Genomic DNA, 18133 nt, shown 5'->3' on the forward strand with positions numbered 1-18133 from the left:
CGGCCGTTGTGGTCACAGCGCTGTTCGGGACGCCCGACCGCGGCTGATCCCGGCGACCGCCGTGCGAAATCCTCCACGGCGGCGCATCAGTCGAGCGGCCGAACCTCGTAGCCCGCCACGCTCAGCAGTTCGAGGATCCCCTGCCGGCCCGGCAGGTGGAGCGCACCCACGGCCACGATAACCGGCCCCTCTGTCGCTGCCTTCTCGATCACCGGCAGCCACGCCTTGTTCCGGCGGCTGATGAGCGTCTGCTCCATCCGGGCGAATTCGGCGTCCGCGGCTTCGGCCGTGTAGCCCGGCATGTCATGCGACTGAAGCCGCATGTATTCCCATACCAAGCGCGACTCGCCCGAGAAGTAGCGGTCGGCCAGGGTCACCGAAAGATCCTCGACGCGATCCTCGAGGGGAAGCGCGGTGCGGATCATCGCAAGCTGCTCTTCGGGCGTGAGTTCCCCGAAGAGCTCGAAGACCGTGTTCCACGGCTCGAGCGAGCGGACCGGCACACCCGCCTTCCGCGCCTCGCGCATGGCGAGCTTGTCCAGCCCGTCGGGGTTCTTCGTGGCCTCGATCGCGCAGGGAGGCAGGGCGAGCGTCATCGAGACATACCAGGGCTCGAACTTCGAGGCGAGCACGGGCGGAATGCCGCGCGCACGAAGCGCCTCCGAGAGCGTCTTCCATTCCTCCTCGCTCAGCACCTCCGGCAGGGTGGGGCCGTCCGACAGCATGAGCGAGGGGTTCTTCGCCATCGCCTCCTTGAGCCGCGCTTCCTCGTCCGGACCCGCTTCGACCAGCAGGGCGGTCGCGCCCTCGATCAGGGGGCGCAGCCGGTCGAGGTTCGCTTCGTGACGCGGATCGGCGAGATGATAGGTGCCGGCCACGGTGATCTCCTCGGCCCCGCGCGTCGCGCGCCATAAGTTGCCCCGCGCGAAGGGCTGGCGCGCGGCTTCCGCCTCCAGCCGCGCCTGCGCCTCGGGCGGCATCGCCGCGATCAGATCGGTGCCGCTGCAGGCGGCTTCGGCCGCAGGAGCGGCGAGGAAGAAGAACGCGCAGAGAAACTTGGTCAGACGGGCCATGCACTTGTCCTTGAAGAGGCGCGGCAAAGGTGGCACGCCGCGCCGGCCGCGCCAAGGCGGCCTGTGCATTTTGACGCATGCAGGCCGTTGACAGCCGCGTGAGCCTTTCCTATCTCTCGCGTCGTTGGCACTCGCCTCGTGTGAGTGCCAACCAGATTCAACCTGGAACCTAGGGAGTGTTCTCAGATGGCATTCAAACCGCTGCATGACCGTGTGCTGGTCCGCCGCGTTCAGAGCGACGAAAAGACCAAGGGCGGTCTGATCATCCCCGACACCGCCAAGGAAAAACCGGCGGAAGGCGAGATCGTGGCTTGCGGCGAAGGCGCCCGCAAGGACTCGGGCGAGCTTATCGCCATGTCGGTGAAGGCGGGCGACCGCGTGCTGTTCGGCAAGTGGTCGGGCACCGAAGTCACCATCGACGGTGCCGAGCTGCTGATCATGAAGGAAAGCGACATCCTCGGCATTCTCAGCTGATCCCGAGCTGACCCGCGGCTTGGCCCGCGCCACGGGCGCAGGGCTTCGAGCCGCTCCCGAGACGATCGCATCAGACAGACAAACAGGAGCAACAACATGGCTGCCAAGGACGTCAAGTTCGATACCGATGCCCGCGACCGCATGCTGCGCGGCGTGAACATCCTCGCCGATGCCGTGAAGGTCACGCTGGGCCCGAAGGGCCGCAATGTCGTCATCGACAAGTCGTTCGGCGCGCCGCGCATCACCAAGGACGGTGTGACGGTCGCCAAGGAAATCGAACTCGCCGACAAGTTCGAGAACATGGGCGCGCAGATGGTGAAGGAAGTCGCTTCCCGCACCAACGACGAAGCGGGCGACGGCACCACCACCGCCACCGTTCTCGCCCAGGCCATCATCAAGGAAGGCATGAAGGCGGTTGCCGCCGGCATGAACCCGATGGACCTCAAGCGCGGCATCGACCTCGCCACCACGAAAGTCGTGGAAGCGATCAAGGCCGCCTCGCGTCCGGTGTCGGATTCGCATGAAGTCGCCCAGGTCGGCACCATCTCGGCCAACGGCGAAGCCCAGATCGGCCGCTTCATCGCCGACGCGATGCAGAAGGTCGGCAACGAGGGCGTGATCACCGTCGAGGAGAACAAGGGCCTCGAGACCGAAGTCGAAGTCGTCGAAGGCATGCAGTTCGACCGCGGCTACCTCTCGCCCTACTTCGTCACCAACGCCGACAAGATGACCGCCGAGCTGGAAGACGTGTTCATCCTGCTGCACGAGAAGAAACTCTCGTCGCTGCAGCCGATGGTCCCGCTGCTCGAGTCGGTGATCCAGGCGCAGAAGCCGCTGCTGATCATCGCCGAGGACGTGGAAGGCGAAGCGCTCGCCACCCTCGTGGTGAACAAGCTGCGTGGCGGCCTGAAGATCGCGGCCGTCAAGGCTCCGGGCTTCGGCGACCGCCGCAAGGCCATGCTGCAGGACATCGCGATCCTGACCGGCGGCCAGGTCATCTCGGACGACCTCGGCATGAAGCTCGAGAACGTGACCGTGGACATGCTCGGCCGCGCCAAGAAGGTCTCGATCAACAAGGACAACACGACCATCGTGGACGGCTCGGGCGACAAGGCCGAGATCGACGCCCGCGTGTCGCAGATCCGCACGCAGATCGAGGAAACCACCTCGGACTACGACCGCGAGAAGCTGCAGGAGCGTGTCGCGAAGCTGGCGGGCGGCGTGGCCGTCATCCGCGTCGGCGGCATGACCGAAGTCGAAGTGAAGGAGCGCAAGGACCGCGTCGATGACGCCCTGAACGCGACCCGTGCGGCCGTGCAGGAAGGCATCGTCGTCGGTGGCGGCGTGGCCCTGATCCAGGGCGGCAAGGCGCTCGAGGGCGTGACCGGCGAGAACCCGGACCAGAACGCCGGCATCACCATCGTCCGCCGCGCGCTGGAAGCCCCGCTGCGCCAGATCGCCCAGAACGCGGGCGTGGACGGTTCGGTCGTGGCCGGCAAGGTCCGCGAGTCGAACGACAAGACCTTCGGCTTCAACGCCCAGACCGAAGAATATGGCGACATGTTCAAGTTCGGCGTCATCGACCCGGCGAAGGTTGTCCGCACCGCTCTGGAAGACGCGGCCTCGGTCGCCTCGCTGCTGATCACCACCGAAGCCATGATCGCCGACAGGCCCGAGCCGAAATCTCCGGCTGCCCCGGGCATGGGCGGCATGGGCGGCATGGACGGCATGATGTAAGCCATCCGCCTTGCGGATACAGTCGAAAGGGGGCCTCCGGGCCCCCTTTCTCATGGAAATGCGCCGGAATTATCTTGGTTAAACGGTCACTTGCAGCTTGAGTTTCGGATCGGCCTGGCGGATCCCTAAGCAGGGTCCCGGTCGGGGTCGGCGTTCATAGTGCGAGTTGCGACATGTCTTCTGAACTGAAAGAGCTGCAAACGCGGCTGGAGTTTCTTGGCCTTGACGAGGCGGCACAGGCGCGCCTCTCCGAGCATCGCGCGATCTTCCTGTCGGCGGTGGAGCAGTCGCTGACGGATTTCTACGGAAAGGTGAGCGATACGCCCGAGGCTGCGGGCCATTTCCGGGACGCCTCGCGGATGGACCATGCCAGGGCCCGACAATATGGCCATTGGGCGCGGATCGTCTCGGGATCCATCGGGGCCGAATACGTCACGGAAGCCTCGCGCGTCGGCCGCACCCATGCCCGCATCGGTCTCGAACCCCGCTGGTATCTGGGTGGCTATGCGCTGATCCTCGAGAAGGCCGTGTCGCTGATGCTGCCCCGGCTGCTGGGCCGCGGGATCATGACGCGCCGGCGGGCGAAGAAGGCTTCGGAGGCTGTCGGCCTCGTGTTGAAGGCGGCCATCCTCGACATGGACTACGGCATCTCCACCTATTTCGAGGCGCTGGACGAGGAGCGGCGCGCGATCGAGAAGGAGCGCGAGGTCTCGTCCCAGCTTGCCCGCTCGCTCGCCGATGCGTCCTCCGCGATGGAGGAGATCGCCGCCACCGTTCGCCAGACGGCGGACAACGCGAACCAGACCCGCGATGCCGCCGCTCTGGTCAGCGACCTTGCCGCCGAGGGCGGCGAGGCCGTGGGCGGCGCGGCGGCCGCGATGCGGCAGATTGCCGAGAAGGTGGGCGTCGTGCAGGAGATCGCGCGGCAGACGAACCTGCTTGCCCTGAATGCGGCCGTGGAGGCCGCGCGGGCGGGCGCGGAAGGCGCAGGCTTTGCCGTCGTCGCGGGCGAGGTGCGCCGCCTTGCCGAGCGCGTGGAGGTGGCCTCGACCGAGATCGGCGACCTCACCGCGCGCACTCTCGACGCTTCCGCGCGCGCCGAGAAGAGCCTGCAGCGCCTGCTTCCCGACATCGACCGCACCTCGCGGCTGGTGAGCGAGATCTCGACCGCCTGCCAGGAGCAGACGGTCGGCGTGGATCACGTCAACCGGGCAATCCTGCAGATGAACGAGCTCGGTCGCCGGATCGACGCGGCGGAAGCGAAGATGCGGCGGCGCGAGACGGGCGCACGCCGGTCGCCGCCCTCGGGAACAGGCGCCTGCCCGTTCGAGGGGGCCGCACGGCGAGCGGCGGCCTGACCGCCGCCCCACCGCGCCAACGATCCTGTTGACCGTCGGAAACGGGGTGTCGGCCAGAGCATACGCCGCTCTGCCTCGCCCCGTTGCGGCGCTTCCGGTGCGCTACTCGAGGATCTCGTCCGGATCAACGCCCCAGAGCGCCGTCTTGATGACCCATCCCCGGTTCCCGTCGGCGCTCACGCGGCACCAGTCGCGCATGCATTCCAGAAGCCGCACCACGACGCCACGCTGCGCATGCACCGTCACGGTCGAGCCGCTCGCCGGATCTTCATGCAGATCCGCCATTTCGGCCACGACCATGGCACTCCTGACGCCCGAGAGCAGGGAGTAGTGGACCCAGCCGCCCGCGCCTTCGAAATCCTCGACCCGGCGCCAGTGCTCGTATTCCGCCGTCACCCGCAGCGGCATGCCGGCGCGCGTGAAGACCCAGTCGATCCGGTGTGTGAGACCGGGGCCGCGGCGCGCATTGCCCTCGGAGGTCTTCAGCGAGACGTAGCGGGGAAGCGGAAGGTTGGTGACCGGACCGAGGCCGGGCGTCGCCTGAGGGGCAGGGGCCGCCTCCGCCGCCGAGGCCGCAAGCTCGCCTGCCGCATCGTCCGAGGGCGGCTCGCCCTCCTGCGCGCTTGCCGTGCCCCCGACCGGCGCTGCCAGCGCCAGCACGACTGCGAGCGCCTTGATCCTGCGTCCCATCGCTCTTGCCCGCCTTTCGCGCGGACATGTCCTCATGCCGCGCCATCCTGCCTCTGCCGGGGCTTGTGCCGCGCCCCGCTTGGCGGCACCTTGCCACCACGTGTCCGGATTTGGAAGTGCAGGGAGAGAGAGAATGCCCGTGGAACGCCTCACTGTTGTCGTCACGCGACGCCTGCCGGACGTGGTCGAGACCCGCCTCAAGGAGCTCTTCAACGTCCAGCTGCGCGATCCCGACACGCAGATGTCCCGCGACGAACTGGCGGAGGCGATGACCCGGACCGATGTGCTCGTGCCCGGCCTGACCGACGTGATCGACGCCAACATGCTCGCGCAGGCGGGACCGCGGCTGAAGCTCATCGCGAATTACGGGGCGGGGGTGGACCATATCGACGTCTCCTCGGCCCGTCAGCGCGGGATCCTTGTCTCCAACACGCCGGACGTCGTGACCGAGGACACCGCGGACATGACCATGGCGCTTATCCTCGCCGTGACGCGCCGCATCCCCGAGGGGCTGAACCAGATGCAATCCGGCAACTGGGAAGGATGGTCGCCGATGGCCCTTCTCGGCGGGCGCCTGCGCGGGCGCAGGCTCGGCATCCTCGGCATGGGGCGGATCGGCCAGGCGCTGGCCCGCCGCGCCAACGCTTTCGGGATGCAGATCCATTACCACAACCGCAAGCGCGTCCGGCCGGAGATTGAGGAGGAACTGGGCGCGACCTGGTGGGAAAGCCTGGACCAGATGGTCACGCGGATGGACATCATCTCGGTCAACTGCCCGCACACGCCCTCGACCTTCCACCTGCTGAACGCGCGGCGGCTGAAGCTGCTGAAGCCGACGGCTGTGATCGTCAACACGTCGCGCGGCGAGGTCATCGACGAGAACGCCCTGACGCGCGGCCTGCGCGCCGGAGAAATCGCCGGGGCAGGGCTCGACGTGTTCGAGCAGCGGCACGAGATCAATCCGCGCCTGCGCGAGTTGCCGAATGTGGTGCTGCTGCCTCACATGGGCTCCGCCACGCTCGAGGGCCGCATCGAGATGGGCGAGAAGGTGATCCTTAACATCAAGACATTCGCCGACGGACACCGGCCGCCGGATCAGGTTCTGCCCTCGATGATCTGAGCCGGAGGCGGGCCCGCGGGGCAGCGGCATCCCGCGCCCGTCGGGCCCCGCTCCGCCGCCTCGGACGGGCCGCAGCTTATGCCGATCCGAACACGAGGCGGGTGGTGCCGCTCCGGTCGGCTTGCTTTTGATGCCGCTGTGGAGAACGCCGTGCCCTGACGACGAGGCATTGACCCTTGCGGATCGGGCACCTGTCCGATGCGCCTGGACAGGTTGCGTCTTCGGGAGGGACGTCGCCACCTTGACGCCTGCCGCGCCCGGCCCACCATCCTTCCCCCGGAACAGCAGGAGGACGCCATGACCGCCACGCTCGAGTTCCATGACGGAAGCCGCATCCCGCAACTCGGCTTCGGGCTCTGGCAGGTGCCGGAGGAGCGAACCGCCGAGGTGGTGCGCGAAGCGCTCGGTCTCGGCTATCGGCTCGCTGACGGCGCCGCGATCTATGGCAACGAAGCGGGGCTCGGCGAGGGGTTTCGGGCCTCGGGCCTTCCCCGCGACGAGGTCTTCGTGACGACCAAGGTCTGGAATGACGCTCAGGGATTCGAGCCCGCGCTCCGTGCCGTCGAGCAGAGCCTGTCGCGGCTGGGGCTGGACCGTCTGGACCTCTGCCTGATCCACTGGCCGGCCCCCAAGCGCAACCTCTATGTCGAGACATGGCGGGCCCTGATCCGCCTGCGGGACGAGGGGTGCATTACCTCCATCGGCGTGTCGAACTTCGACCTCGCGCAGATCGACCGGCTTACCGCAGAGACGGGCGTCACGCCGGTGCTGAACCAGATCGAGCTGCACCCGTTGCTTCAGCAGGCCGCGTTGCGGAAAGGGCATGCCGAGCGTGGCATCGTCACCCAGAGCTGGAGTCCGCTGGCGCGTGGCATGGCTTTCGATGCGCCCGCGATCCGTCGTATCGCCGAGCGCACCGGGCGGAGTCCCGCACAGGTCATCCTCCGCTGGCACATAGACCTCGGCTGTTCGGTGATCCCGAGGTCCACCCGTCGCGAAGGGCTCGCGGAGAACCTTGCTGTCTTCGACTTCGAGCTGACCGAGGCCGATCATGCCGACATTGCCGCGCTCGACGCGGGCACGCGCACCGGCCCGGATCCGCAGAACTTCGGCTGACCGGTCCGCCAAGGGAACCGGAAGGACCGGCTGATGTTGGCTGGCTGACGGCCGGGCGCGTCTGGCCGCTGGCGTTCGTTCCGGGGGAACCCTCATGCCGAACCTGCTGCGACCTGCCGCCGTCCTCATCCTGCTGGCGCTGCCCGTGGGGGCCATGGCTCACGACTGGTATCCGTTTACCTGCTGCTCGAACCGAGACTGTCATGCGATTGCCGAGAGCGAGGTGACCGCGGGGCCGAAGGGGTGGGTGATCCGGCGGACGGGCGAGATCATCGGCTACGACGACGAGCGCCTCATGCAGACGCCGAAGCAGGCGGGAAGCAGCTTCCATCTCTGCACGACGGATGGAAAGCCCGACGGGAAGGCCATCTGCCTCTTTGTCCCGCAGTTCGGCAGTTGACGGACGCGCGGTGCCCGCAACAGGGCGACGGCGGTCCGGGCTACGCGAAGCGCGCGGGCAGATACGGAGTGATGTCCACCTCTGGCGCCTTCGCGTCCAGCAGGTCGGCCACGATCCGGGCGGTGATCGGTGCGAGGGTGAGCCCGATATGGCCGTGCCCGTAGGCGTGGAGGATCTCGCCTCCGGCGGTCGAGGGTCCGATCACCGGCAGGCTGTCGGGCATCGAAGGCCGGAAGCCCATCCAGCTCCGCGAGGGCTCGGGCAGGTCGGGAAACATGGCCCGGGCCCCGGCCACGAGCCGCGCTATCCTGTGAGGCGAGGGCGGAGCGGTCAGCCCGCCGAGTTCGACGGTGCCTGCGACGCGCAGCCTGCCCGCCATCGGACAGAGATAGAATCCGCGCGAGGTGGGGCAGGTCGGGCGCGAGACCGGCGGCTGGGCCATGTCCCATTCGACGTGATAGCCGCGCTCGGTGTCGAGCGGCACGCGGTCTCCGGAGCTGAGCGCCAGAGCCTTCGACCGGGCGCCCGCAGCGATTACGACGCGTCGTCCGTGGATCTGCATGGCGCGGGCGCTCACCACGACGCCATCGACGCGCCGCTCGAGCCCGGTGGCTGCGGCCCGCACGATCCGGACACCGGCCCTGCGCGCCGCTTCGGCGACGAGGGCGACCATCCGGCCCGGATCCGAGAGGAAGACCGCCTCGGGAAACCAGGCGGCGCCCGCCATCGGAGGCAGGGCGGGCTCCATCTCCGCAAGCCGGGCCGCCGGCAGAAGCTCGGCCGTCACGCCGAGGGTGCGGCGGAAAGCCATGTCCGCCTCGGCCGCCCGGAAGGCGTCACGGCTTTCGTAGGCATAGAGGCAGCCGTTCCTGTTCAGTAGCCCGGTGCCTCCGACTTCCACGGCCAGATCCTCCCAGCTCTTCGTGGCTGATCGGAGCAGCGTCGCGATGGCTTCCGCATTGCGCCGTGCCGGGCCGGGCAGGGACTGGCGGAGGAAGCGCAGGAGCCAGGGGGCAAGCGACGGCAGCGCCATGTGGCGGACGGAAAGTGGCGAGTTCCGGTCGAACATCAGCGAGGGAAGTTGCTTCAGCACCGCCGGCGTGCCGACCGGCAGGACCGCGTAATCCGCAATCGTGCCCGCGTTGCCATAGGAGGCGCCCAAGCCCGGCTCCTCGGGATCGAGGAGGATGACCGACCGGTGACGGCTCGCCACCGTCAGCGCGATGGTCAGGCCCACCACGCCCCCGCCGATGATGACCGTATCCGAGGAAAGATGCTGGATCATCGCTGCCGTCCGGCTGGCGGCCCGCCCCCTTGCCCCTGAGGGTCGGGTCGCGGGCCGCGCATCATCACATGCAGGCGTCGAAGAGCGCGCGGGTATTCTCGCGCGTCATCTCGACCGGGTTGCCGCCGCAGGAGGGGTCTTCCAGCGCCATACCGGTCAGTTCATCGAGGCGCGCGGCCTCCACTCCCATCGCGGAAAGGTTTTCCGGAATGGAAAGCTCAGCGCGCAACGCCATGATCTTCTGGCGGAAACCGTCAAAGCCGCCCTCGATGCCCAGGTAATCTGCCGCTCGAACGATTTTTTCTTCAATGGCCGCGCGGTTGAAGTCCAGCACCATCGGCATCACCACCGCGTTGGTCGTGCCGTGGTGGGTGTTGTAGACCGCGCCGATGGGGTGGCTTAGCGAATGGATCGCGCCGAGGCCCTTCTGGAATGCCACTGCCCCCATGGCCGCCGCCGCCATCATGTGGGCGCGGGCCTCAAGGTCGTTCGGGTTCGCATGGACTTTCGGCAGGTTCTCCAACACCAGCCGCATGCCTTCCAGCGCGATGCCCTGGCTCATCGGGTGGTAGAAGGGCGAGCAGTAAGCCTCGAGGCAATGCGCCAGCGCGTCCATGCCGGTGCCTGCGGTGATGAACTTCGGCATTCCGACCGTCAGTTCGGGATCGCAGATCGTGACCGCGGGCAGGAGCTTGGGATGGAAGATGATCTTTTTCTTGTGGGTCTCGGAATTGGTCAGCACGCCCGCGCGGCCCACCTCCGACCCCGTGCCGGCCGTGGTCGGCACGGCGACGATGGGGGCGATCTTCGACGCATCGGCGCGGGTATACCAGTCGCCGATGTCCTCCAGATCCCAGACGCTGACGGTCTGGGAGTGCATCAGCGCGATCATCTTGCCGAGGTCGAGCGCCGAGCCGCCGCCGAAGCAGATCACCCCGTCATGCCCGCCCGCCGTATAGACGGCGATCCCCGCTTCCATGTTCTTCTCGTTCGGGTTCGGGTCCACGTCCGAGAAGCAGGCCCGGCCGAGGCCCGCGGCCTCCAGCTGGTCGAGCGCCGCCACCGTGATCGGAAGCGCCGCCAGCGCCTTGTCCGTCACCAGAAGCGGCTTTGTCAGCCCGATGGCCTTGCACTGATCGGCCAGTTCCGCGATGCGGCCCGCGCCGAACTTGACGGCGGTGGGATAGGACCAGTTCGCCCGGAGGGTCATTTCGTCACCTTCTTGAGATGGTAGGATTTCGGCCGCGTGACCGACATGTAGCCAAGGGCAGAGAGCGCCGCGCCCCTCCCGGTGTCCTTGCAGCCCGTCCAGCAGAGTGCCGGGTCAAGGTAGTCGCAGCGGTTCATGAACACGGTGCCGGTCTCGATCCGTGCGCCGATTTCGGCCGCGGCCTCGGCGTCCCCGGTCCAGATCGAGCAGGTCAGGCCATAGGGGCTGTCGTTCATCAGGCCGATGGCCTCTTCGTCGCCCGAGACCTTCATGATGCCCACGACCGGGCCGAAGCTCTCCTCCTTCATCACCCGCATGTCGTGGGTGACGTTCACCAGGATCTGCGGCGCGAGATAGGCGCCCCCGTCATCGGCCGGGAACAGCGCGGGGTCGATCAGCGGCGTGGCCCCGGCGGCGATTGCTTCGGCCACCTGATCGCGGACCACCCTGGCGAAACGCGCGTTCGCCATCGGGCCGAGCGTGCTGTCGGGCTCGAACGGATTGCCCAGTTTCAGCGCCTTCACCCAGGCCACGGATTTTTCCACGAAGGCGTCATAGAGGCTTTCGTGGACATAGATCCGCTCGATCCCGCAGCAGCACTGGCCCGCGTTGAACATCGCGCCGTCCATCAGGCTGTCCACCGCCGCATCCAGATCGGCATCGGCGCGGACATAGCCCGGGTCCTTGCCGCCGAGTTCCAGCCCGGTCGCCGTGAAGGTGCCCGCCGCCGCGCGTTCGATGGCATAGCCGCCCGCAACCGAACCGGTGAAGTTCACGAAGTTGAACGCCCGCGCCCCGATCAGCGCCTCGGTGGTGCCGTGATCCAGCACGACGTTCTGGAATACATCCTCCGGCACACCTGCGGCGTGGAAGGCTTCGGCCAGCCGCTCGCCCACCAGCAGGGTCTGGCTCGCGTGCTTCAGAACCACCGTATTGCCCGCGATCAGTGCGGGAACCAGCGTGTTGATGGTCGTGAGGTAGGGGTAGTTCCAGGGCGCCACGATCAGCACCACGCCCACCGCCTCGCGCGCGATGCGTCGCTCGAACCGGTCGGAGGCCTCCACCACGGTCGGCGCCAGCGTCTCCGCGGCGATCTCGGCCATGTAGGCGGTGCGGTCGTTCACGCCGCCGAACTCGCCGCCGAAGCGGGTGGGGCGGCCCATCTGCCAGGCCAGCTCCTCCACCACGCGGTCCTTCATCTCGTTCAGCTTCGCGACCCCGGCCTTGACCAGCGCGATGCGCTCCTCCAGCGGGCGCGCGGCCCAGGCCGGCTGCGCGGCGCGGGCGCGGCGGGCCATCGCCTTGGCATCGGCCATCGAGAGCGGCATCCGCTCGGCATAGACCCGCCCGTCCACGGGCGAGATCAACTGGATCGGTTTCGTCATGATGTTCCCCGTTCAGGCGCGCTCGAAAAGGCGGGCCAGTTCGAAATCGGTGACCACGCGGTCCTGTTCGGAGATCTCCCACTCCGCCGCGTGGTGGTAGTGCTCGACGACCTCGTCGCCCATCGCCGCGCGCAGCATCGACGAGTCCCTGAGAAGTTCCGCCGCCGCGCGGAGCGTCTTCGGGATCTCGCGGATGCCCGCGGTGCTGTACATGTCGCCCCTCATTTCCGCCTCGAGATCCATCTTCTTCTCGATGCCGTCAAGCCCCGCCGCAAGCAGACCCGCGCAGGCGAGATAGGGATTGAGGTCGGCGCCGCCGATCCGGCATTCGACGCGGATGGCCCTGGTGCCCTCGCCGCAGACGCGGAAGCCCGCGGTGCGGTTGTCGCGGCTCCAGACTGCCTTGGTGGGGGCGAACATGCCGATGCAGAACCGCTTGTAGCTGTTGACGTAGGGCGCGAGGAAGGCGGTGATCTCCTCGGCATGGGCCAGCTGGCCGGCGAGGAACTGCTTCATCGTGGCCGACATGCCGTGCGGGTCGCTTTCGTCGTAGAAAGCGGGCTTGCCGTCCAGCGTCCAGAGCGACTGGTGGACGTGGCTCGACGACCCCGCCCGGCGGTGGTCGTATTTCGCCATGAAGGTCACCGACTTGCCCGCGGCGTGCGCGATGTCCTTCACCGCCATCTTGGTGATCGCGTGGTTGTCGGCGGTGTCGAGACCGTCCGAATATTTCACGTTGATCTCTTCCTGACCCGCCTCGGCCTCGCCCTTCGAGCATTCGACCGGGACGCCCGCCCCGAAGAGGCCGTTCCTCAGCGCCCGCATCACCTCTTCTTCCTTCGAGGTCTGGAAGATGTGATAATCCTCGTTGTAGGCCGAGATCGGCTTCAGGTCGCGGATCTGGCCCGAGGCCTGCATCGAGTTCCGCACCGCATCGAACGAGGTCTCGAACAGGAAGAATTCGAGCTCGGTCGCCATCATCGCCCTGAAGCCCATCGCCTCGGCCCGGGCGATCTGGCGCTTGAGGATGGCGCGCGGGCTTTGCGGCACCTCGTTGTGGTGATGGTCGAGCAGGTCGCAGAGCACGAGCGCCGTGCCCGGCAGCCAGGGCAGAACCCGCAGCGTGGCCATGTCCGGCTTCATGACATAGTCGCCGTAGCCCTTGTCCCAGCCCGAGCTCTTGTAGCCCGGGACGGTGTTCATCTCCATGTCGATGGCGAGGAGATAGTCGCAGCAATGCGTCTCGTGATGCGCGCTGTCGATGAAGTGCTGCGCGTGGAACCGCTTGCCCATCAGGCGGCCCTGCATGTCCACGCAGGCCACCAGCACGGTGTCGATCCCGCCGCTCTCCACGGCTTCCTTCAGCGCGTCGAATGTCATGTTGCCGGGCATGTTCTTCCTCGTTCACTCGCGGGCGGACAGGCGGTCGGGCGGCCCGCGAGGGGCCGCCCGGGAAGGGCACGATCAGGAGAAGCGGTAGGGCGGGCCCGCCTTCCGCATCGTGTCGTTGTAGTCCTTGATGATCGAGACGACCTTCGCCTTGGTCTCGGATTCCTGCGCGATCTCGTCCCAGAACTCGACCGCGGCATCCTCGACCTGCTTCCATTCCTCGTCGGGAATGGTGGTGAGCTTGAGCTTCGTCTCGTGCACCCGAAGATAGGCCTCGCCCGCCCAGTACCAGTGCTGCCGGTAGTAGTGCGACTGCTCGAAGCAGACGCGCATCAGCTCCTGCAGGTGCGGCGGGACCTCGTTCCAGCGGTCCATGTTGGCGAAGAAGTGCCCGATCCAGGCGCCCGAGATGTTGTTGGTCAGGAAATAGTCGGTCACGTTGGCCCAGCCGACGGTGTAGACCTCGGTGATGCCGGACCACGCCAGCCCGTCAAGCTCGCCGGTCTGGAGCGCGACCTCCACATCCTCCCACGGCAGCGTCACCGGCACCACGCCGAAGCGGGTGAGGAACCGCCCTGCGGTGGGGAAGGTGAAGACGCGCAGGCCTTGCAGGTCGGCCAGGCTGTTGATCGGCTTCTTGGTCGAGAAGTTGCACGGATCCCACGAGCCTGCCGAGATGTGCTTGACGCCGACCTTGGCATATTCCTCGGCCCAGATCGCGCCGAGGCCGTATTTGTTGAAGAGCGCGGGCACGTCGAGCGAATAGCGCAGCGCCAGCGGGAAGTAGCCGCCGAAGACGGTCACCTCGGTCGGCGAGGCCATCGAGTCGTCGTCCGACTGCACGCAGTCGATCGTGCCGCGTTGCATGGCCTGGAAGAGCTCGGCCGTGGGCACCAGCTGGTCGGCGTAGTAGAGTTCGATCTCCATCTGGCCTTGGGCAATGGTGTTGAACGCCTCTACCGCGGGCTTGACCACATGCTCGCCGAGGGCGGCCCCGGCATAGGTCTGCATCCGCCACTTGATCGGCGCCTGCGCCCGCGTCACGGCGGGGGCCGCGAGGCTCGCCGCACCGGCCAGTGCGCCGGTCGTGATGAACTTCCGTCTGGTCGTCATGTCATACCTCCGTTGCTTGGGTGGGGGCGGTTCGGGCCGCCTCTCGTTGATGGGCTGTCATCTGGCGTAGAGAGTCTCGGGCAGCCAGAGGGCAATCTGCGGGAAGGCCATCACCAGCACCAGCGCCGCGACCATGACTGCGACGAATGGCACGATCGAGCGGTAGATGTCGCCGATGGTGATTTCGGGCGGGGCCATAGCCCGCATCAGGAACAGGTTGTAGCCGAAGGGCGGCGTCAGATAGGCCACCTGACAGGTGATCGTGTAGAGCACGCCGTACCAGATCAGGTCGAAGCCGAGCGCCCCCACCAGCGGCACATAGAGCGGTGCGACGATGACGAGCATCGCCGTGTCGTCGAGAAACATCCCCATGATGAGGTAGGAAAGCTGCATCATGATCAGGATCGTCCAGGGCGACAGTTCCAGCCGGTCGACGAAGAAGCCCTGGATCGCCCGCACCGCGCCCAGGCCGTCGAAGACCGCGCCGAAGGCCAGAGCCGCAAGGATGATCCACATGAACATGCAGGAGATGGCGAGCGTTGCCCGCGTCGAGGTCTCGAACACCTCGCGGGTGAAGCGGCCCTTCACCACGGCCGCCGCCACCGTCACCAGCGCCCCGATCACCGAGCTCTCGACGAGGCTCGTCCAGCCGTTGACGAAGGGCACCATCATCGCCGCGAAGATGCCGAGCGGCAGGAGCCCCGCGCCGAGCAGGCGCATCTTCTCGGACCGCGGGACGGTCGCCAGTTCCTCGGCCGGCAGCACGGGCCCGAGCGCGGGGTTCAGCCGGCAGCGGATCCAGATATAGGCGACGAAGAGCGCGGCCATCATCAGCCCCGGCAACACCCCGGCCAGCCAGAGCTGCCCCACGGGCTGGCGCGCGATCATCGCGTAAAGCACGAGGACGACCGACGGCGGGATCAGGATGCCGAGGCTCGAGCCGGCCTGGATCACGCCCGTCACCATCAGCTTGTCGTAGCGCCGTCGCAGAAGCTCGGGCAGCGCGATGGTCGAGCCGATGGCCATGCCCGCGACCGAAAGCCCGTTCATGGCCGAGATCAGCACCATGAGCAGGATCGTCCCGATGGCGAGGCCACCGGGGACGGGGCCGAACCAGACGTGGAACATGCGGTAGAGGTCGTCGGCGAGGCGGCTCTCGCTCATGACGTAGCCCATGAAGATGAACATGGGCAGCGTAAGCAGCGGATACCACTTCATCAGCTTCATCGCGGCCGAGAAGCCGAGGCTCTGCCCGCCGGTGCCCCAGAGAGCGAGCGAGGCCACCACGGCCACGAAGCCGATCACCCCGAAGACCCGCTGCCCGGTCAGCATCATCAGAAGCATCGCCGAGAACATCAGGATGGCGATCATCTCGTAGGACATCAGATCGTCTTCCCGCGCAGCGTGGCGATGTCGCGGACGAGGATCGCGAGACACTGCAGGATCATCAGCACGAAGCCCAGGCACATCACCAGCTTGATCGGCCAGAGGTAGGGCCTCCACGCCGTCGGACTGCGCTCGTTGTATTGCAGCGAATAGGCGGTGGAATCGACCGCCCCCCAGAGCATCACGCAGAGATAGAGGATGACGGCGAATATGGTGACGGCGTCCCACCAGCTCTTCTTGCGCACCGGCCAGTCGGCATAGAGCAGGTCCATCCGCACATGGCTGCCCATCTGGAGCGAGTAGGGGCCGCCGAGGATGAAATAGGCGACCATCACGAATTGCGCCATCTCGAGCGTCCAGAGCGACGGGTTGAAGAACACCTTCGACACCGACGACCAGAGCAGCACGCCCATCAGCACGAACAGCAGATACATCGCGAAGCGGCCGATCCCGTAGTTCAGCCGATCCACCAGCCGGACGAAGGCGACGAGGATCCTCGGCATCGCTCAGCCCGCCATGGCCGGGGTGGAGAGCGAGGCGAGCGCCCTCTCGAGCACCGGGGCGAGGCGATCGGCCATGGCTTCCTCGGCCTCGGGCGTGGCGATCAGGTCGTTGCGGATCTCGAGCATCACATTCGCAAGTCCGTAGGGCAGGGCCTGGAGGCGCAGCGTGTGGGTCACGTCGTCGGCGGCAGAATAGGGTTCGTTCAGGCCGCAGACGAGTCCGGTTCCGCGGCTTTCCGCCAGAACCGCGCGGGCGAGGGACGCGTCACGGTCGTGGATGATGCCGAATTCGACCTCGCGCGGAACGCCGTGCCAGATCGGCGTGAAGGAGTGGACCGTCACCAGTACCGGCGCGAGCCCAAGCGCGATACGCCGCACGATCTCGGCGCGCAGATCCGCATGGAACGGCGTGTAGACGGCGGCCGTCCGTGCCGCGCGCTCCTTCGTGCAGAGGCCGCGATTGCCCGGGATCTCGTGCATCTCCGACTGCTCCGCCATCGCGCCCGGCTGGTCCGGGGCCCGGTTGCAGTCATAGACCAGCCTTGAGACGGGGGCATGAACGAGCACGGCGCCAAGCCTGCGGGCCAGCCCGCGCGACAGGCCGAGCGCGCCGGGATCCCAGGCGACATGCGCCAGCCGCTGCTGCCGGCTCAGGCCGAGATCGCCCCAGGCTTCCGGAATGCGGTGCGACGCGTGCTCGCACACCAGAACGAAGCGGCTCTCGGCGCCTGCATTTTCGATCACGGCCGGAAAGGTCTCGGGCGCGGCTTCGGCAAGTGTCATAATGATCCGATTCATCCCCTGTTGCGGTCGAGGCTCCTCCGCGGCGCTCGGTCGTGTCAAGAATATTTCTTCGGCGCGAAAGCTGTTACGATGTTTACGGCATCGGGACGAACACCCGGAGCGGCATTGCCCGCAATGCGGGCGGAGTTGAGGAGACGGGATGAATTCCCCCACCATCGAGGAAGTCATGCGGGCGGCTCTGCCCGAGCTGACGCGGGCCGAGCGCCAGCTTGCGACGCATATCCTGCGCCAGTATCCGGTGGCGGCGCTGGGATCGATCACGGCCCTGGCCAAGGCGGCCGACGTGTCGACGCCCACCGTCGTGCGGCTGGTGCAGAAGCTCGGCTTCAAGGGCTATCCCGACTTCCAGACCGGGCTCAGGGGCGAGGTCGAGGCCATGCTGCTCTCGCCGCTGGCCAAGCACGACCGCTGGGCGGGCGGAGTGCCGGACACGCATATCCTCAACCGCTTCGCCGATGCCGTCGTGGCCAATCTCGAGGCGACGCTGGGCCAGATCGACCACGCCGAATTCGATGCGGCGGCGCAGCTTCTCGCCGATCCCGAGCGGCGGATCTTCGTTCTCGGCGGGCGGATCACCCATGCGCTTGCCGACTATTTCGTGACCCTCATGAAGGTGAGCCGACCCGAGGTCACGCTGCTCTCCGACATGTCGAGCACCTGGCCGCCGGCGCTGCTCGACATGGGCCGTGGCGACGTGCTCCTGCTGTTCGACATCCGGCGCTACGAGAACATGGTGCTTCAGGTCGCCGAGATGGCCGCCGAGCAGGGGGTCGAGGTGGTGCTGATGACCGATCGCTGGATCTCGCCCGCGGCGGCTCATGCACGCCATACCTTCTCGTGTCAGATCGAAGCGCCATCGGCATGGGACTCGACGGTGACAGTGCTGGTGCTGATCGAGACGCTGATCTCGGCGGTGCAGAGCCTGACCTGGGAGAGAACGGAAGAGCGGATGAAACGGCTCGAGGATCTCTATGCCCGCTCGCGCGTCTTCCGGCGGCATCGGTAGGGCGGGCGACAGGCGGCAAGGGCGCTGCGGGGCCGAAGACACGTCAGGTCTGATGCCTCGCGCCGGCCCACGCGGTCCGGTGCA

17 protein-coding genes are annotated in these 18133 nt (G+C 67.2%); 7 read left to right on the forward strand and 10 right to left on the reverse strand.

Going from position 1 to position 18133, the window contains the following annotated elements:
- Positions 1–86: 86 nt before the first annotated feature.
- On the reverse strand, positions 87–1073 hold the full coding sequence (locus ACTVZP_RS01170) for a TraB/GumN family protein (RefSeq protein WP_443210242.1): 987 nt from the start codon (positions 1071–1073) through the stop codon (positions 87–89).
- A gap of 186 nt (positions 1074–1259) precedes the next feature.
- Here ACTVZP_RS01170 and ACTVZP_RS01175 point away from each other — a divergent pair, with 186 nt between their 5' ends.
- The 3 genes from ACTVZP_RS01175 (at position 1260) to ACTVZP_RS01185 (ending at position 4642) form a co-directional block, all read left to right on the forward strand.
- On the forward strand, positions 1260–1547 hold the full coding sequence (locus tag ACTVZP_RS01175; protein ID WP_443210243.1) for a co-chaperone GroES: 288 nt from the start codon (positions 1260–1262) through the stop codon (positions 1545–1547).
- A gap of 96 nt (positions 1548–1643) precedes the next feature.
- Positions 1644–3284, forward strand: a complete 1641-nt coding sequence (groL, locus tag ACTVZP_RS01180; protein WP_443210244.1) for a chaperonin GroEL — start codon at positions 1644–1646, stop codon at positions 3282–3284.
- Positions 3285–3457: 173 nt separating this feature from the next.
- On the forward strand, positions 3458–4642 hold the full coding sequence (locus ACTVZP_RS01185) for a protoglobin domain-containing protein (protein WP_443210245.1): 1185 nt from the start codon (positions 3458–3460) through the stop codon (positions 4640–4642).
- 102 nt (positions 4643–4744) lie between these two features.
- On the opposite strand, the gene ACTVZP_RS01190 is transcribed toward ACTVZP_RS01185, so the two are convergent.
- On the reverse strand, positions 4745–5368 hold the full coding sequence (locus ACTVZP_RS01190; protein WP_443210246.1) for an SH3 domain-containing protein: 624 nt from the start codon (positions 5366–5368) through the stop codon (positions 4745–4747).
- A gap of 97 nt (positions 5369–5465) precedes the next feature.
- Here ACTVZP_RS01190 and ACTVZP_RS01195 point away from each other — a divergent pair, with 97 nt between their 5' ends.
- From ACTVZP_RS01195 to ACTVZP_RS01205, 3 genes are all read left to right on the forward strand, one after another.
- The gene (locus ACTVZP_RS01195; protein ID WP_443210247.1) at positions 5466–6452 is read left to right on the forward strand and encodes a 2-hydroxyacid dehydrogenase; all 987 of its coding nucleotides are present in this window, start codon (positions 5466–5468) and stop codon (positions 6450–6452) included.
- A 297-nt stretch (positions 6453–6749) separates the two neighbouring features.
- Positions 6750–7568 carry an aldo/keto reductase gene (locus tag ACTVZP_RS01200; protein ID WP_443210248.1) on the forward strand — a complete coding sequence of 273 codons (819 nt, stop codon included), beginning with the start codon at positions 6750–6752 and terminating at the stop codon, positions 7566–7568.
- A gap of 94 nt (positions 7569–7662) precedes the next feature.
- On the forward strand, positions 7663–7968 hold the full coding sequence (locus tag ACTVZP_RS01205; RefSeq protein ID WP_443210249.1) for a hypothetical protein: 306 nt from the start codon (positions 7663–7665) through the stop codon (positions 7966–7968).
- Between the two features lie 40 nt (positions 7969–8008).
- Here the strand turns inward: ACTVZP_RS01205 and ACTVZP_RS01210 are convergent, their stop codons facing one another.
- The 8 genes from ACTVZP_RS01210 to ACTVZP_RS01245 form a co-directional block, all read right to left on the reverse strand.
- A complete protein-coding gene (locus ACTVZP_RS01210) occupies positions 8009–9253 on the reverse strand; it encodes an NAD(P)/FAD-dependent oxidoreductase (RefSeq protein WP_443210250.1) in 1245 nt (414 codons plus the stop codon).
- Positions 9254–9317: 64 nt separating this feature from the next.
- A complete protein-coding gene (locus ACTVZP_RS01215; RefSeq protein WP_443210251.1) occupies positions 9318–10463 on the reverse strand; it encodes an iron-containing alcohol dehydrogenase in 1146 nt (381 codons plus the stop codon).
- The gene (locus ACTVZP_RS01220) at positions 10460–11848 is read right to left on the reverse strand and encodes an aldehyde dehydrogenase family protein (protein WP_443210252.1); all 1389 of its coding nucleotides are present in this window, start codon (positions 11846–11848) and stop codon (positions 10460–10462) included. Before ACTVZP_RS01220 ends, ACTVZP_RS01215 begins: the two co-directional genes overlap by 4 nt.
- 12 nt (positions 11849–11860) lie before the next feature.
- On the reverse strand, positions 11861–13240 hold the full coding sequence (locus ACTVZP_RS01225) for a glutamine synthetase family protein (protein ID WP_443210253.1): 1380 nt from the start codon (positions 13238–13240) through the stop codon (positions 11861–11863).
- A gap of 72 nt (positions 13241–13312) precedes the next feature.
- Positions 13313–14350, reverse strand: a complete 1038-nt coding sequence (locus tag ACTVZP_RS01230) for a TRAP transporter substrate-binding protein (RefSeq protein WP_443210254.1) — start codon at positions 14348–14350, stop codon at positions 13313–13315.
- Between the two features lie 57 nt (positions 14351–14407).
- Positions 14408–15733, reverse strand: a complete 1326-nt coding sequence (locus ACTVZP_RS01235) for a TRAP transporter large permease (protein WP_443210255.1) — start codon at positions 15731–15733, stop codon at positions 14408–14410.
- Complete coding sequence (locus tag ACTVZP_RS01240; protein ID WP_443210256.1) at positions 15733–16239, reverse strand: TRAP transporter small permease subunit; 507 nt, start codon at positions 16237–16239, stop codon at positions 15733–15735. Before ACTVZP_RS01240 ends, ACTVZP_RS01235 begins: the two co-directional genes overlap by 1 nt.
- 3 nt (positions 16240–16242) lie before the next feature.
- Entirely contained in the window at positions 16243–17022 is a 780-nt protein-coding gene (locus tag ACTVZP_RS01245; protein WP_443210257.1) for an N-formylglutamate amidohydrolase, read from the reverse strand.
- Positions 17023–17182: 160 nt separating this feature from the next.
- Between ACTVZP_RS01245 and ACTVZP_RS01250 the strand changes: the two genes are divergently transcribed.
- Positions 17183–18049 (forward strand): MurR/RpiR family transcriptional regulator, encoded by an 867-nt coding sequence (locus ACTVZP_RS01250; protein ID WP_443210258.1) that lies wholly within the window; start codon positions 17183–17185, stop codon positions 18047–18049.
- Positions 18050–18133: the final 84 nt, after the last annotated feature.

The sequence above is a fragment of the Rhodobacter sp. NSM genome (assembly GCF_052244495.1).
Taxonomy (GTDB): Bacteria; Pseudomonadota; Alphaproteobacteria; order Rhodobacterales; family Rhodobacteraceae; genus Cereibacter_A.